16 protein-coding genes and 1 pseudogene are annotated in these 14,668 nt (G+C 55.2%); 3 read left to right on the forward strand and 14 right to left on the reverse strand.

The annotated features are described in order from the left end of the window. Positions 1–358: 358 nt before the first annotated feature. The 3 genes from FHS21_RS29890 to FHS21_RS29900 all read right to left on the reverse strand — a co-directional run bounded on the left by FHS21_RS29890 (position 359) and on the right by FHS21_RS29900 (position 3,271). Positions 359–571, reverse strand: a complete 213-nt coding sequence (locus tag FHS21_RS29890; RefSeq protein ID WP_183665734.1) for a hypothetical protein — start codon at positions 569–571, stop codon at positions 359–361. Positions 572–1,072: 501 nt separating this feature from the next. Beyond that, on the reverse strand, positions 1,073–2,293 hold the full coding sequence (locus FHS21_RS29895) for a cytochrome P450 family protein (RefSeq protein WP_183665736.1): 1,221 nt from the start codon (positions 2,291–2,293) through the stop codon (positions 1,073–1,075). 366 nt (positions 2,294–2,659) lie between these two features. Continuing rightward, entirely contained in the window at positions 2,660–3,271 is a 612-nt protein-coding gene (locus FHS21_RS29900) for a TetR/AcrR family transcriptional regulator (RefSeq protein ID WP_183665738.1), read from the reverse strand. 133 nt (positions 3,272–3,404) lie between these two features. Between FHS21_RS29900 and FHS21_RS29905 the strand changes: the two genes are divergently transcribed. Both FHS21_RS29905 and FHS21_RS29910 read left to right on the forward strand, forming a co-directional pair. Next, positions 3,405–4,112 (forward strand): glutathione S-transferase family protein, encoded by a 708-nt coding sequence (locus FHS21_RS29905; RefSeq protein WP_183665740.1) that lies wholly within the window; start codon positions 3,405–3,407, stop codon positions 4,110–4,112. A gap of 280 nt (positions 4,113–4,392) precedes the next feature. Next, entirely contained in the window at positions 4,393–5,349 is a 957-nt protein-coding gene (locus FHS21_RS29910) for a ketopantoate reductase family protein (RefSeq protein ID WP_183665742.1), read from the forward strand. A gap of 130 nt (positions 5,350–5,479) precedes the next feature. On the opposite strand, the gene FHS21_RS29915 is transcribed toward FHS21_RS29910, so the two are convergent. From FHS21_RS29915 to FHS21_RS29955, 10 genes are all read right to left on the reverse strand, one after another. After that, on the reverse strand, positions 5,480–5,989 hold the full coding sequence (locus FHS21_RS29915) for an OsmC family protein (RefSeq protein WP_183665745.1): 510 nt from the start codon (positions 5,987–5,989) through the stop codon (positions 5,480–5,482). A gap of 91 nt (positions 5,990–6,080) precedes the next feature. Then, positions 6,081–6,578, reverse strand: a complete 498-nt coding sequence (locus tag FHS21_RS29920; protein WP_183665747.1) for a DoxX family protein — start codon at positions 6,576–6,578, stop codon at positions 6,081–6,083. 4 nt (positions 6,579–6,582) lie between these two features. Further along, entirely contained in the window at positions 6,583–7,383 is an 801-nt protein-coding gene (locus FHS21_RS29925) for an HvfC/BufC N-terminal domain-containing protein (protein ID WP_183665749.1), read from the reverse strand. Next, positions 7,370–8,299, reverse strand: coding sequence for an MNIO family bufferin maturase (gene bufB, locus FHS21_RS29930; RefSeq protein ID WP_183665751.1), 930 nt, complete (start codon positions 8,297–8,299; stop codon positions 7,370–7,372). The genes FHS21_RS29925 and bufB overlap by 14 nt, the downstream gene beginning before the upstream one ends. A 30-nt stretch (positions 8,300–8,329) precedes the next feature. Continuing rightward, positions 8,330–8,653 (reverse strand): BufA1 family periplasmic bufferin-type metallophore, encoded by a 324-nt coding sequence (locus FHS21_RS29935; RefSeq protein WP_183665753.1) that lies wholly within the window; start codon positions 8,651–8,653, stop codon positions 8,330–8,332. Positions 8,654–11,008: 2,355 nt separating this feature from the next. Continuing rightward, positions 11,009–11,632: an SH3 domain-containing protein gene (locus FHS21_RS29940; RefSeq protein WP_246411379.1), complete on the reverse strand. Its 624-nt coding sequence runs from the start codon at positions 11,630–11,632 to the stop codon at positions 11,009–11,011. Positions 11,633–11,675: 43 nt separating this feature from the next. After that, entirely contained in the window at positions 11,676–12,176 is a 501-nt protein-coding gene (locus tag FHS21_RS29945) for an invasion associated locus B family protein (RefSeq protein WP_183665755.1), read from the reverse strand. Positions 12,177–12,376: 200 nt separating this feature from the next. Further along, positions 12,377–12,496, reverse strand: coding sequence for a hypothetical protein (locus FHS21_RS31750; protein ID WP_376772248.1), 120 nt, complete (start codon positions 12,494–12,496; stop codon positions 12,377–12,379). Between the two features lie 122 nt (positions 12,497–12,618). Then, the gene (locus tag FHS21_RS29950; protein ID WP_183665757.1) at positions 12,619–13,065 is read right to left on the reverse strand and encodes a copper chaperone PCu(A)C; all 447 of its coding nucleotides are present in this window, start codon (positions 13,063–13,065) and stop codon (positions 12,619–12,621) included. A 12-nt stretch (positions 13,066–13,077) separates the two neighbouring features. Next, positions 13,078–13,740 carry a cytochrome c oxidase assembly protein gene (locus tag FHS21_RS29955; protein ID WP_183665759.1) on the reverse strand — a complete coding sequence of 221 codons (663 nt, stop codon included), beginning with the start codon at positions 13,738–13,740 and terminating at the stop codon, positions 13,078–13,080. A gap of 354 nt (positions 13,741–14,094) precedes the next feature. On the opposite strand from FHS21_RS29955, the gene FHS21_RS29960 reads away from it, so the two are divergent. Continuing rightward, entirely contained in the window at positions 14,095–14,364 is a 270-nt protein-coding gene (locus FHS21_RS29960) for a hypothetical protein (RefSeq protein ID WP_183665761.1), read from the forward strand. Positions 14,365–14,500: 136 nt separating this feature from the next. On the opposite strand, the pseudogene FHS21_RS29965 reads toward FHS21_RS29960, so the two are convergent. Further along, positions 14,501–14,668, reverse strand: a pseudogene (locus tag FHS21_RS29965) (IS6 family transposase); the annotation flags it as partial.

Here is a 14,668-nt window from a genome sequence, read left to right on the forward strand (position 1 = left end):
AACACTACGGCAACGGAAAGGGCGGCACGATTATATCCGAACCAATCTGCGATGAATTTTCTCATCAGGCCCATGGTCTAGCTTACATCAGAGCGGTTGCTTCTGCCATATGCAGATCAAAATTCGCGCACCCAACACACATCTTGGCCCGGGTACCGCAGAAATTCACCTCACGTCTCTACGGTTGGTAAACATCCCAAAAATCAACAGCCATCTCGGTCCATTTTTCAGCAACAACACGAGCACACAGTCCTTTTGAAGAGGACATCAATGATGTCTCTGCGAAGAGGCATGACGCGATCATCGGGAAGGCGTTTTCCCAACTCAAGTAAAGACTCCCGCGGGTGCCCGGGTTGGGCTACAACTTGTCGACCAGGTTAATCCCGATGCCCAGACCGATGGCCATCACCACGATGGCCATTCCAATCCGGAAGGTTTTTGTATCCCGCCTCGCAAGCTCTGCTCGAGCCTTGAGGGCGTAGGGGCCATCGTCGCGAGTAGCAATTTCGATTACTTCACCTTTTGGAAGCGCGCGCAACGTGGCTTCCATCTCTATTGGGTTACCGTCCATCTTTCCTCCAAACAGCGGGAGGACAAAGGCTTGAGAATGAATGGCTAAGCCGTCCTCCCTGATAGGCTGAGGGAAGGAGCGCCGAGAATGTGGAGAGCCTTCGAATTCAGCCGATGAATATAGTATACCAAACCGGCAGGCTGACCAACGCCCTGTCCGGTTAGCTTGAGGTCGTTTCGGTTCGAAGGCGTGGCTCGCCTGTCGTTTGCGCATCATGTGGACCATTTCGATTGGTGCGGAGGTTGTCAGATAAGGTCGGCGCCGTCCAGGAAGGATGGAGGTCTTGAAGCTGGCATCATCTCGCCCGCGTCGCACCGGCCTGATTAATGGCAAGGGGCGCGCTATAGCGGACATACGCCGCCTAAAGCAGCTTCTTTGCCTTAAGACAGCGTTCGAATGCCGGACTTCATCCGTATTCTCGGCATGTGCTTCGAAGGTCGCAAAACGCCTTCTTTGGAACTACACGTTTATGTAGATAATTGTCCCTGAGCCTTGATCGCTTTATGCGACAAGTCGTACAGGTAGCTGCACCAATGCACGGATGCCGAGACGCTTTCGCCAAGCGATCTTGGTCTCCCCCGCAGCAAGGCGAATTTGCGGAAAGCGCTCGAATAGTGATCCGAAGGCGATAGCGGCCTCGGCTCGTGCAAGCTGGAAACCAAGGCAGAAATGCGGGCCGGTGCCGAAGGAAAGATGTGGGTTCGGGTGGCGCGTGATGTCGAAACTATAAGCATGCTCGAATTTGGCAGGATCGCCGTTCGCCGCCGCCAGAAATCCGGCGAACATGTCGCCGCGGCGAAATTGCCGTCCTTGCCACACCACATCTCGGGTTGCAAAGCGTGGCTTGGTCATCTGCACTGGTGAGACGTAGCGCAGGCATTCCTCGACGCAGGTCGGCATCAGGCATGGATCGCTTTGCAGCTGACGTCGCTGATCCTCATGTGACAGCAACGCGAAGAGTCCTCCGGCGATCAGGTGGGTTGTGGTTTCCTGTCCAGCGCCGAAGAGGAGGAATATCATCGACACCAATTCATCTTCACTGAGAGGTGGGCCGTCTGTTTCAGCGTCACGCAGCCTCGCAATGAGCCCTTCGGACAGTGCTCCTCCCTGCGGTCTCGAGACTCGACGAAGGTAGCGAACGACACGGATTACACCAGGAATAGCGCGGATAACCGCCCCAATATTGGCGGTGTCCTTTAGCCCGCCCAGCCAGTTCTTGAATCGGTCATGATCTTCTTCCGGCAGGCCGAGCATCGCACAGATGACTGAAAGTGGCAGATCCCGACAAAATTCGTGCATGAGTTCGGCTTCCGTTTTGCCCTTCAGCCTGTCGAGAAGCCGATCGGCAATGTCTTTGATCATCGGTTTCAAGGCATCTATCGTCTGGCGCTGGAACGCCTGGTCAACGAGGCTACGCAGGCGACGGTGCTCAGGATCATCGTGGCCCAGCATGTTGAGCGCCAAAAGGCCGATCGTCCTCGGCAGGACCCTTAATATTCGCGCCTGCGTCAGGCTGCCAGCGTTGGCAGGGTCGCGCGCAAAGGCCGCGTGATCCTTCATCAACATTGCACAGCTGTCATGTGTGACGGCTAGCCATGTCTGGCCAACTATCGGCAACTGCATGCGAACCACAGGACCTTCGGCTCGCATGCGATCGAGCGTCGGAAAAGGGTTCGCATGAAACTCGGGCGAGACGATATCGAAATATTGCGACTTAGCCATGTCCATTACTTTTCGCAACGCGGCCTGTTTGATCCATCAAGGGGAATGATCGTTCTGTCGTTTCATTCCGCCGTTATCAGCGAGCGGAAAGTATTTTATGGACCTTCTGATCGCTTGTCATTCAATCCTCTCGAGGTGCGGGGCATTTGGTGCGTGCTTCAAGCGCTGGTGCTCTCAGGCCATCCCGCAGCGTCAGGCATTGGGCTGCTTCCGCCCCGCTTCACGGATGCTGCAGCTGGCGGCGATTTCAGGTGCGAACTGATCACCGGCACTGATATCAACTGGATGGATTTCGTAGGCGAGACGGCATTTTCGAGGAACATCGCAATCTTGCGCCCGTCGGCCTGGGCTAATAATAAAGATGGATCATTCCGGGTAATTCTCCCTCTTGACTATGTCGTTGTCGAGGAGTGCAAAGGTCGGGCTTATCAAGCCTTCCAGCAGCGCCCGCTCGGGTCTGCTGCGCGCCAATACGCGGATTCCGAGAAAGCTTCCCAGTAAATGCCGGGCAAGGTCTACGGAGGGAAGCCGATCGGTGATAGAACCATCCTTTTGACCCAATGTGACGCACCGGCCAAAAAAGGTCTCGACCCTGACAAGAACACCCCCGATAATTTCCTGGAATTCCGTATCATGCGGCGAAAGCTCGAGAGCGCAGTTGACCAACAGACAGCCCTTGCGCTCTTTATCATCCAGCGATCGATCGATGATTTCTTGAAAGAACGCACCGATGGCTTCACGTGGCGGCAGGAGTTCGAAGCGTCTTACACGATCGCCAAAGCTTTGGTCGACATAACGCTCCAGCGCCTGGCGGAAAAGGGACCGCTTGTCGCCAAAGGCGTTATAAAGGCTTGCCCCGGTCATCTGCATCCGCTCGGCTAGGTCGCGCACCGACGTTGCCTCGTAGCCGTGCATCCAGAAACAATTGATGGCTGCGTCGAGCACGGCCGTTTCATTGAATTCTCTTGGCCTCGCCATCGCTTTTTTCTGCTCTGCCGCCCGTAATGGGGATTGTCACATCATCTATTGCCGTGCATTCTATATCGAATGTTCTAAAACCTAAAGCGCGGGGGCAACAAAGGTTTCAGCCTTACTGCCGAAGGAGCTCGTTATGATCAAATTCTATTTTCACCCCACGCCAAATCCGGCAAAGGTTGCATTGTTTCTGGAGGAGGCCGGGCTCTCCTACGAGGTCGTGCCCGTCGATACGAGTAAGGGCGAACAGCACCTGCCCGCTTTCCGTGCGATCAATCCCAATGGCAAGGTGCCTGCAATCGTCGACACTGACGGTCCGGGCGGACGCGAAGCCCGCGTCTTTGATTCAAGCGCGATCCTGCTCTACCTGGCCGAGAAGGACGGTCGCTTCCTCGGACGGCCGGAAGACCGGCCCGAGCTCCTGTCGTGGCTTTTCTTCCTTGGCACCGGGCTTGGCCCGTTTTCAGGCCAAGCCGTTCATTTCCAATACGCAGCGCCTGAAGGCCTTGACTATGCGGTCAATCGCTATCGACGCGAGGCCGAAAGGCACTATCAGGTCCTCAACGACCAACTCGCAGGACAGGATCACATCGTCGGATCCGACTACACGATCGTCGACATGTCAGCCTGGGGATGGCTCGGCCGCGCTTCACGCGTTCTCAAGAATGAGACAGATCCCCTGACGGCATATCCTCATATCAAACACTGGTTCGAAAGGGTCGACGCGCGTCCGGCGGCGGCTCGCGCGCGCGCCGTTGGCAAAGACCACGCTTTCAAGAAGGTGAATGACGACGAGACCAAGCGCGCCCTTTTCCCATCGAACTATCCGCCTGCGGCCGAATGAACATCAAATCGTGGCCAACTAGGAGCAGCATCCCAAAACGACAGGGCGAACATCATGGTCTCAAAGGAAAGCGCATTCTCCAGCGGAATTGGTCTCGTCACTGCCATGCGATGCTGGCAAAGGGGGGAGACGGTCAGCACGCTCTAGCACGGGCCACATAATTGTACGAGTTACTGAGAATATTTGTTCAGACCGTATAAACTCATTTGCACGGCTAAGTGGTGAGTGGGTGTAGCGTTCTCGATATTTGATCCCATTCTCATTTCCTGGAGGCACGATCATGCGTATTGCGATTCTCGGAGCAGGGGCCGTCGGTGGCTATTTTGGGGCGCGACTCGCGGCTGGCGGTGCGGATGTGACCTTCGTTGCGCGCGGCGCCCATCTTGCCGCCATTCAGAGGGACGGCCTGCGTGTTATCAGCCAACGGGGCGACGTCCATCTGCGGGACGTCAAGGCAGTTGACGATATCAGCAAAGTCGGTGAGGTCGACCTTGTCATCCTCGGCGTGAAGTTATGGGACACGGAGCTAGCCGCCGCTACACTCAAGCCATTGGCCGAACAGGGCGCGGCGGTTCTCTCCTTGCAGAACGGCGTCCACAAGGACGAGGTGTTGCGCAAGCACGTGCCAACCGAAGCGGTTATCGGCGGACTCTGTTATATCGCAGCTGTAATTGCTGAGCCGGGAACCATCCGGCACGACGGGACAATGCAACGCATCATTGCCGGCGAGTACGATGGAACCAGCTCAGCCCGGACCGAAGCGTTCTATCAAGCCTGTAGCGCCGGGGGCATCGACGCCGACATCAGCAACGAGATCGAGCGGCTGATCTGGGAGAAATACGTCTTTCTCGTCGGACTGTCGGCAACAACATCGGCTATCCGTCAAACCATTGGGCCAATCCGGGAAGATCCCGCTGCCCGTGCTCTCTTGTTCGACATCATGAACGAGACTGTTGCCGTCGGGCGGGCAAAGGGCGTGCCCCTTACGCCGGACTTTGCCGAGGACCGGCTGGCCTTCTGCGATACACTCCCAACCTCGATGACATCGTCGATGTACCATGATCTTGTTCGCGGTAAGCGGATGGAGCTGGCGTGGCTGAGTGGCGGCGTTGCCGCCTTGGGAGAGGAACTGGGCATACCGACACCCATGAACCGGGCGGTCGCCAGAATCCTGAATATATACGCTTCCGGGAACATAACGGTGAGTGCGTTGGGTTCTCAGGTCGGACAGATGTGAGCGAATTCGCCCGATGTTTCATGGCGCCGCTCCGCAGATTGCGACAATCGGCGGCTTTGAGGTCAACTTGGACCCGAGATAACGACTTGCCTGGCTCCAGAATTCTACCCGCCCCTTTCGAACAAGAGCGTCACGAACGCCGCAGCATCACGTCTACGGGCAGTCCGTTGCGAATGGTCTGGTACACTACGCAGTAGCGTTCGGTAAGCTTGAGGAGCTGGTCGAGCTTGTCTTGCGGTGCATCCGTTTCAACGTCGAAGGTTAGGCGGATTTGGGCAAAGCCTACCGGAGCATCCTTGGCAACGCCGAGGGTACCGCGGAAATCGAGATCACCTTCGGCCGAGACGACTGCGGATTGAAGCGGAATGTCCAGCGCCGTCGCCACTGCCTTCATGGTCACGCCGGCGCAGGCGACGAGTGCTTCGAGCAGCATGTCACCAGAGCACAGTTCGAGGCCCGTCCCCCCTGTCGCGGGATGCAGGCCCGCGACGGCGAGAAGGCGCCCAGTCTCCACTTTGCAGGCGATGTTTTGATCATCGAGCGTGCCGTGCGCCTTCAACGTGATGTATGCGTCCTGCGGATCGGTCTTATAACGCTCCTTGATTGGCGCCTGAATGGCGCGCAGTGCGGCAGCATCCATACTCATTCTCCCTTCTTGTCGACCGGTGTTCTTTTACAGTATTGAAGACGTTGTCGTGCCTTGGATCCAACAGCAGAAAAGTCGGGTTCTCTCAAGGGTTGCTCCGTGTCAGCAAACTATCAAGTGAAAATCGTCCCGGTCCCCAGGCCATAATTCCGAGCGCCATTGCTGCCCATGTTACATGAAGCGGCCAGCCTTCAGGAACGGTGAGCTCAACGATGAACGTCATTAACAACAAACCGAAGGCGGCAAACCGCGTCGCGAGGCCGACAACGAGCAGCAGCGGCAGAACAATCTCTGCACAGGCGGCCGCGAAGGCAAAGATGCCCGGTGCAGGAAATGGGTATGGGCCGCCTGGCAAGTGCAGCTTGAACTCCGAGCTGAAGAGCAGCACCGCGACTTCGTTCAACTGCAAAAAGCCGTCCCACTTGTTGATGCCTGACCTCCAGAATGGCACAGCAAGGCCGATGCGCAGTACAAGCTGGGTCAAGGAAGGTGGGGCAACCGCGGCCACGAGGTGGTTGGCCCGCTGAAACAATCCGGGCAGTCCCCTCGGTGTGTTACTGGTGTCTCTTTGCGCTTGGGTCATTCCCTCAATCTCCCTGATGGATCGCCGTAAATGCCCCGGCCTGAAGCACCCCAACGATATTGGCGGACAGATCGAATTCCGGGGATGCTGCAGTTGCCGCCGCAACGGCCGCACCAAACGTTTTCCCTTTGGTGAGGTGGTCCAGGAAAGCGAAGCCGCCAGGCGGCAGGGTCCGAACCGTGACATCAAGCGCGGACCGGGTCACCAGGGCGCGTTCGGGTCCTGTCGCGTTGATGGGTCCGACCGGACCAGCACTGCGGTTTGCTGCGAAAATACTGACAGCCGGGTAAGGTGAAAAAACGATGTGCGTTGCCGGATGCGGCACAAGCATGAGCTCTCCAAGCCGCTCGGGCGGAATGGCCGCCAAATCCTGCAGCGAAAGAGGCGGAACGTCAGCCGCGTGATAGGCATCAAGCCAGGCGCGTTCAATGCGCGCTACGTCTGCAAGCCAGGGCATGGACCGGGCGTAGTCGTATCGTTCGATGAATCCGGGAAAGCCGCGGCCATACTCGAACAGCAGCGGGGAGGTCGGAGGACTGGCACGAATATGAAAGCGTGCCATCGCCCGGAAAAAGTCCTCGCCGGTTATGCGCCGTGTTGCCGGAAATGTCGCTGCCAGTGCCTCGATGAGGCTAACGGTAACGTTGTTGCGATAGACGTTGTAGCGTTTCTCCGCGGCTTTGCCATCAGGTCCAGCGACCTGCGCCGGCGTTCTCCTGTCAGGATCAAGCAGGGCCGAAGCAAAGGCCGCTGCGCTGGCTGATGCTTCGCTTGGGATTTGAGCTGGAAGATCAAGCTGCGCCATGGACTTTTCCAGGTAAGGTACTCCGGGCGTGGCGATCAAGAACAGCTTGTGCCGCGAGCGCTTCCGCCTTGAGGATTGGCCACTCGGGGATGGCGCTGTCCCATTCGACTAGGCTGGGAACAGGCCCACATTGGCTGATCACGATGCCAAAGAGCTTCCAGACGGCGTCGGCAACCGGTCCATCGTGGCTGTCAATGAGAAGAAGGGCCCCCTCGTCGTCCTGTTGTTCGGCATGTCCTGCCAAATGAATTTCGCCGACATGGTTGAGGGGATAGTCGGCCAGATAATCCAGTGCGGAAAAACCGAGGTTGGCGGCCGAAACAAAGACGTTGTTGACGTCGAGCAGCAGACCGCAGCCAGTGCGCCTGACAAGAGCCCTGATGAAATCCGTCTCGCTCATGGTGGATTCATTAAAGATCAAGTAGGTCGACGGGTTTTCCAGCAGGATTGGGCGGCCGATGGCCTCCTGCACCTCATCGAGATGGTCGGCAACACGGGAAAGGGTGGCTTGCGTATAGGGCAGCGGCAGCAGATCGTTGAAATAGGTCGTGTCGTGTGTCGACCAGGCAAGATGCTCGGATACGAGCGCTGGCTCATATCTTTCGATTAACGCCTTGAATCGTCCAAGATGCAACTTATCCAGGGGCTGCGGCCCGCCAATCGACATGCACACACCGTGCAGCGAGACAGGGTAGTCGCTCCGGATACGCGTGAGTGCATGATGCGGCCGACCGCCGGCACCCATGTAGTTTTCTGCGTGGACTTCGAAGAACCCCGTATACGAATCATCATCGAGGATTGCCGGCAAATGCTCATGCTTGAAGCTGGTGCCCACACGCGCCGCAATGGCATGTTCCGGAAAGCGGACGGCTTGCGACGACACACGAGATTCCGGCTGTGTTGCCAATGTGGCCATCTCTGCCTCCACTTTCCGTCGTTTTAGCTGTTACGATGGAACATCGCGGGTCAGCGCCTCGGGAGAACCCTTCTCGCCGTCCGGCAGTTGCATTGTGGTGCAGGTTCCGCCATCGACGAATTTCCAGGCATTGCCTTGATAGTCGATGGTGGACGTTCCTTGGCAGGTTGTACCGGGACCGGCGGCACAATCGTTCTGGCCCTTAAGGGCCACTCCGAAGCATTTCTCCTTGCCCGCATCCATCGCTGTCTTTACCTGTTCCTGGGTCAGCGGTGCGGCCATTGCAAATGAGGAAAGCGCTATTGATACAGCGCTCGCCAATGCAGCTGCGCTTACGGTTGATCGCGTTGACATGGTTATCGTCTCCCTTGTGTTGCGTGCGCCGGTTCATCATGCGCACACAGGGCAATTCGATGATGAGAACTAGAAAGTTACGCACCGCAGGTCACGAGTTCGTGAAGTATCCCAACCTCGTCGCTACTCCGATGCTGCGTGGGTCTTTTTCAAAACTCTTGGCGGTCGTTTGATGCGACACAGGATTGGTGATTATTTGCGGGCGCGTTGGTATGATGGATTGACTTGCAGTCGGCGTGTGCTTGCAAACAAGGTCGGCTGAATTGGCATGGCCAGCGGCTACGGCGAGCGTGCGCTGATCAAAACCGTCATCGGGCGATGGAAGGTTTCAACCGGACGACGCTTGCGGGCGCCATCCTTTCCAGCTCAACAAACAGAGGTTGCCAACGGTTGCATCGTTCTCAACCGCATTCTGGCACACGCCCAGAGTCCGTCCGGCACCATACAAACTGGCATAACAGGCGGCATCAAAGATCGAACTGAGTCGAACATCTCGGTGCACCAACGCGAATGCGAAGTTCCGAACCGAAACGCATCGAATTAACCGTTTGCGTCTGCGAACTTGCACTGCTGTCCTTTAAGCTCATAACCGCGGTTGCACCCCCAATCATTACCTGAATAGTCAAGATGGGCATTCACTGGCAGCTCGATCTTAACACACGACGACTTGGATTTTTGAAACCCGCGCTCGCATTTCCACTCATCTCCCGACGATGTCAGGAAAGCGTGAGCCGGGACATCAACAGCTAAGCATCCGTTGCCTTCGCGTCTGTAGCCGCGCCTGCATTGCCACCCAGGTCCATAAGACGCGGAATCCAGATAAGCATGTTCCGGCACTATCACCTTCTTGCAGACTCCGTCGCCTTCTCTGTAGCCGCGATTGCATGCCCAGCCTGAACCATACACGTCGTAGGTGGCGTGGGCGTTTTCAGGGACGACAACCGAGACGCATTTTCCGGCCTTTGCGCGATATCCCCTTTCGCAAATCCATCCGTTGCGGGCGGCAGAGTCAAGGTAGCCATGTGCCGGAAGGTTTATCGCAACGCACGCACCACCGTCTTGCTGAAAGCCTCTCTGGCATCTCCAACTCGTTCCCCAAGCGTTCAAGAATGCGTTCTCAGGTATTTTTACTGCGACACAATCTCCACCTGACGGCCGGTAACCCCGGTCACATTCCCAACCATCGCCATACTGTTCTGGGTGAGAGTGGAGAGGCACTTCACCGGGTTTCGATTGCGAGAACGCTGGAGCCGGCGCCAGCACGAAAATTGAGGCCAGCGCGAGAAATTCTGCGCCTTTTCGGAGAATAGCAGACAAGTTCAACGAGAAGCTCCTTCTTGTAGTTAGCGTTAGGATAAAAATATCAGATCCGAGGCGAGGTTGGTTTGAACCCCTGCGGGTCGACTGAATTGCAAATGCGTCACCTGCAGGAAGTCTCCGGGGTTCCCCCATTTTCCGGGCCTCACCCAGTCATGCCGTCTCCTATGATCAGATGGTTCGGGATGTGAAGTCGCCATGCGGCAGGGATGGCTGCGAAGGAGAATAGTGCCCCATCTTGGTTGCTCCTAGAATTGAGATTGACGATGAGATGATGATATCGCGGTATCCCGAACGGTGCATGGCCGATGGTACAATGCGAACGGCGCTGGCTTCCGGTAGGCACTTGAGTAAGAAGCCATATAATGAAGCGCTATCGTCTGTTAGCCCGATTGAATACCTCGCGACTGTACAATGCCATTGACCTCGACAAGCATTGACCCCACGACGCTGAAACAAATGAGCAATGTCAGAAAAAGCACAACTACGCTTATTACAAGTTTTGTTTCATTTCGCGGTGTTTCGTCGTTTCGCTTGATTACTCAGCTGTGACTTGTTTAACGTAAGTCGCGCGCGAGTGCATTAACAACGAGCTCTTTAGCTTGAATGGCTTTCATAGGGGCGAGTCTCACTCAGGCCGTACCGGGAAGAGTATGCACCCCGCCCAGATCAGGAAAATGAATCCAATCGAAATTGCCAGTATGGACACCGCAAATTCCTCCTTTGGAGAGGTTACCCGTCCGGGGGACGCCTATCAACTCACAATAATGTTTGATACAATTCTGTGATCCGGTGTTCTTTTTGACGATGATGTCATCTCCCTCCAGCAATTAGTCTAGATAAAGATCAGCAATGAGCTGATCCTCGTCGCAGACGTCAATTTCTCCTGAAGAAAACATCGACAAACGCCCAAGCGAATAGGCATGAAGCGATAAGAACAGTGGTTTCCCAACTCATGTCAACGCAGGTGCCGCGCTCGCCTACAGCTTGTCAGCTAGGCAAATTTCGATACTTAGAACAATTGCCATCACCGGCGCACTACAGTGCGAAAATGACAAAACGGAACATCCCGTCGAAACAAAAGAAGCAACTTCCGAAGGTCTCGCTGGGATAGGCTCCCCATATCTTGGATTGGCTGATGTAACCTTTAAGTTGCTTCGCGACAGAGACGCTACACCATGCGCCATCACATTGTTGCAGCGAGACCAACACGTGCGGTTGCAGGCGGGCGATGATCGGTGCTTCCGTCGAGGGCCTTTTCCTCAAGGATGCAAATTGTTTCTGCCACGGCGCAATGAGCCCAGTTCGCTTGCTCGAAAGGAGGGTGTGAAACATCCAGCCAGTCACCCCTTCAGAATCACGCACCCTTCGCCAATTGCCATATTCGTCAATGATCTCGAGCGGAATTCCCCGTGCGACATACTCCCATTTGATCAGATATTGAATCCCCGGGCCCACACGCATGTTCGCACGAGATGCGCTAAGAGAGACAAAGCGAGGAATCATCAGCCCAGTCTGGCGCCCGGTGAACGAAGTTGGGCCGGCGGTGCCTGCTACGGTGAAACCGAACAATCCAATCAAAACAATCGAGACGGCCAAAATTGCACTGTAGCGAGACTTGCGTGCCGCACGATAGCCTCTCTGCGAACGGGAAAACCTCAATTAGGCCCTCCCAGTTCCCATGCATCCTCCTGGGGCGAGAAGCTTATTTGCACATTGAAACGGCCTTAAGGGCTGCAGACACGCCTAGTAACGAATATCGGTAGTGGGTGTTGGTCCCGCGCGCCGACACAGAATCGACGCTCATTTTCTGTTGGGACCGCAGCAGCGCGAGCAGTTGAGGCTCATCCGCTTCGTTTTCCACCCAGGCGCGACTGCCCGCGGACATCATATAGAACTTGCGGCCCTCAACGGTAACGACCACTCTTTTCGTTTCGTTCAAATTGTATCCAGCCTTCAATTGGGGTTCGAGGCCAGTATCGTCCCCGGGTATCTGAGTGATCATAAAGAAATTGTCGCCGTGATCGACATTTGTGGGTTGCTGACTGACGGGTACCGTGAGCGCGTAGCAAATCGTGTGATCTTTTGACTGGTAGCTATACGCTCCCCATGCTTTGAACTGCCCTATTTGGGTCGGGCTTTGAGCAAAGGTTGGACACGCAGTGCAGAGAGCGATTGCGGTTGTTGCAATGAATAATTTCAACATGTCACCTGCTGTCGTTTTTTGATTATTTGGATCAGAATGTCACCCTTGGAAAGCGGTCCTCCGGCAACCCGAATAACGGATCGATTTGCTGAAAGGCGGGTTACTAATTGGTAAAAATTCGATCAACATTCGGTGATGTGGCTGCCGCGTCTTCAACGGCATGCTATTTGATCGTCTAGTTGCAAGAAGTTGACCGGAGATCACGATTTCGGTCGTTGGATGGTGCACGAGTGCCACGGCATCAGCTTTTTACTGCGAGTCTGCGGATGACCGTTCATGATGGCGGTCAGGGTTTCATCGATGTAGGAGATCGGATCGATGTCATCGAGCTTGCGGGTTTATGCCGCGCGCAGCACATAACGTCGTGGCGACGATGGAGCCAGAGATGAGGGTCCGCTCATGCGTGTGAAACCTCAATGAAATGCCGCTTTCCACGTGTGAGCTATTCGGGGCTCGGAAGCTTCTCTACCGCGGCTTCAACGTCGATTGTTCCCGCCTTTTCAAACTTCAACGTTAAAGACACCATGTCTCCCTCGCGTGGATTGCCCTTCAGCTTCTTTAATGCGATATGAGCTCCCCATGATGCGAGAGAAACGGGCTTTCCTGGCGGGAGCTCAATCCTTCCGAGCGGTTGTTCGCCGCCATCTACTTCAGTAACAAATTCCACTTCGTTGGCGATGGGCGAGGCCGCGGAAATCAATCGATCTGGTACGGACCCCGTGTTGAACAGGGGCCCAAATATGTCCAGCTCGCCGCTTCCGGACGGCTTTGTCCAAAGATGACCAATCGCAATTGAACCGAGCTTGTAGCTGTGGGCTTCAGCTCCACCAGTGGCCAAAATGAGTGCAGCTCCAGCCAAGACAGTCGAGCGACGAATATTCTCGTTCAAGACGTTTCCTTATCATTGCTTGCGTGGGGCTTCATTATCGAAGCCGGCCACCGCTGTCTTTGCCAACTGAGCATTAGTCTCAGCTGAGCCTGTTCCAAGATCACGGGTCGTTGCGATTTCCTGCGGTGTCAGGGTCTTCTGCTCGAAAAACGTGTACGATAATGTGATCTGATCCACTCTTTTCGCATTTCTATCCTCAGCCGCCTGCTGATCCACGTAAAACACAAGAGGCATTCGCGCGCTTTCGCCCGGCTTTAATTTTTCGTTGGTAAAACAAAAGCACTGTATCTTGAAGAAAAACGGCGCGACTTCATACGGCGTGACGTTGAAAACTGCCCGCGCTACGATCGTTCTGTGCGAGTTGTTCTTCGCATAATAATAGACCTGCGTCGGCTGCCCAAGCTTAACTGTGACCTTGCGTTGCTCGGGATGAAAGTCCCATGGAAGCTTGCCTCCCACATTGCTGTCAAAGAACACGGTCACGGACTTCGCAGCAGCATCTCCATTTGCTTGCACAACGGGGGCGACACCGCGCTGCACAGTGCCCGCGTATCCAGTCGCGGCGCAAAAGAGCCGATAAAGCGTTGGTGAGTATGAGACCAACCCCACCATGGTGGCAAGGGTTATGGTAATGGGCACAAGGGTCCAGAACTTGCGATGTTTGCTGAAGATCATAACGCTAACAAGCCTACGGCATCAGTCGCGGAAATCTAACAGAATTCTTGCCGTTGTGGCCTTTGCGCGACGGCGTGACGCACAGACCGTTTTTTGCAGGTAGAAGGAGGGTCCGATCTGATTTTTTGGTTTGAAGGATCTCGAACAATTTTATATGGAACGTTGTGCTGTATCTGAGAAACCCGCATTGATCGGTCCACAAAGACAAGCGGGACTAATAAACCTCGGCGAATTCGAAAGACCCTGAAGTATTTACCGGTTGGCAACCTCACATCTCTAGCTTCAGTATTGCAACCGGATGGGACCCGTGTCCAAATAATCCGAAATGATACCCGGCACGGCCAGGGATTCCAGATGAAAACAACCCAAAAACCAGATGATAATCAGAAGCTCGCCGTCAAGCTGCAATCAGCAGTGCTCGGATATGTCGTTGCAGCCATAATCGGTGCTATCTTCTTCATTCTTATCGGCTACTTGATTTATTCGATCCCCACGAGTCATGATGGAGTTGTCAGGTTGCAGGTTTGGATGTCGGCCCCTTGGACCTACAGAGTGCCACACTGGATGTTTCTGGGCGTGGCTATCGGACTTGGCCTGCGCTATCTGTCAACGAACAAAGAATAGTTTGAACGAACGACTGAATTAGGACCGCCGTGTTTTACAGCGTTCCGGCGGATTTCAGTGTTACCAGCTTCACGAGGCGGTTCTGTCGCAAATTTTAACGTAGACCGCGAAATTAGTGGGAGCCTTTGATCGCACCTTATGCAGCCAAGGTATTGAACTGTTCAGCAAGTGATGGCGCTGGATTGTAGGCAAATCTCGCCTGTCGTTTGCGCATCATGTGGACCAGTTCGACCCCAGAAAGGATAATGTCGGCGGTCTTCTGCGTCTTGAATCCGAGCATCGGTCGGATGCGGCTTTTAATCCT

It is taken from the genome of Phyllobacterium trifolii (genome assembly GCF_014192095.1).
In the GTDB taxonomy this organism is placed as follows: Bacteria; Pseudomonadota; Alphaproteobacteria; order Rhizobiales; family Rhizobiaceae; genus Phyllobacterium; species Phyllobacterium trifolii.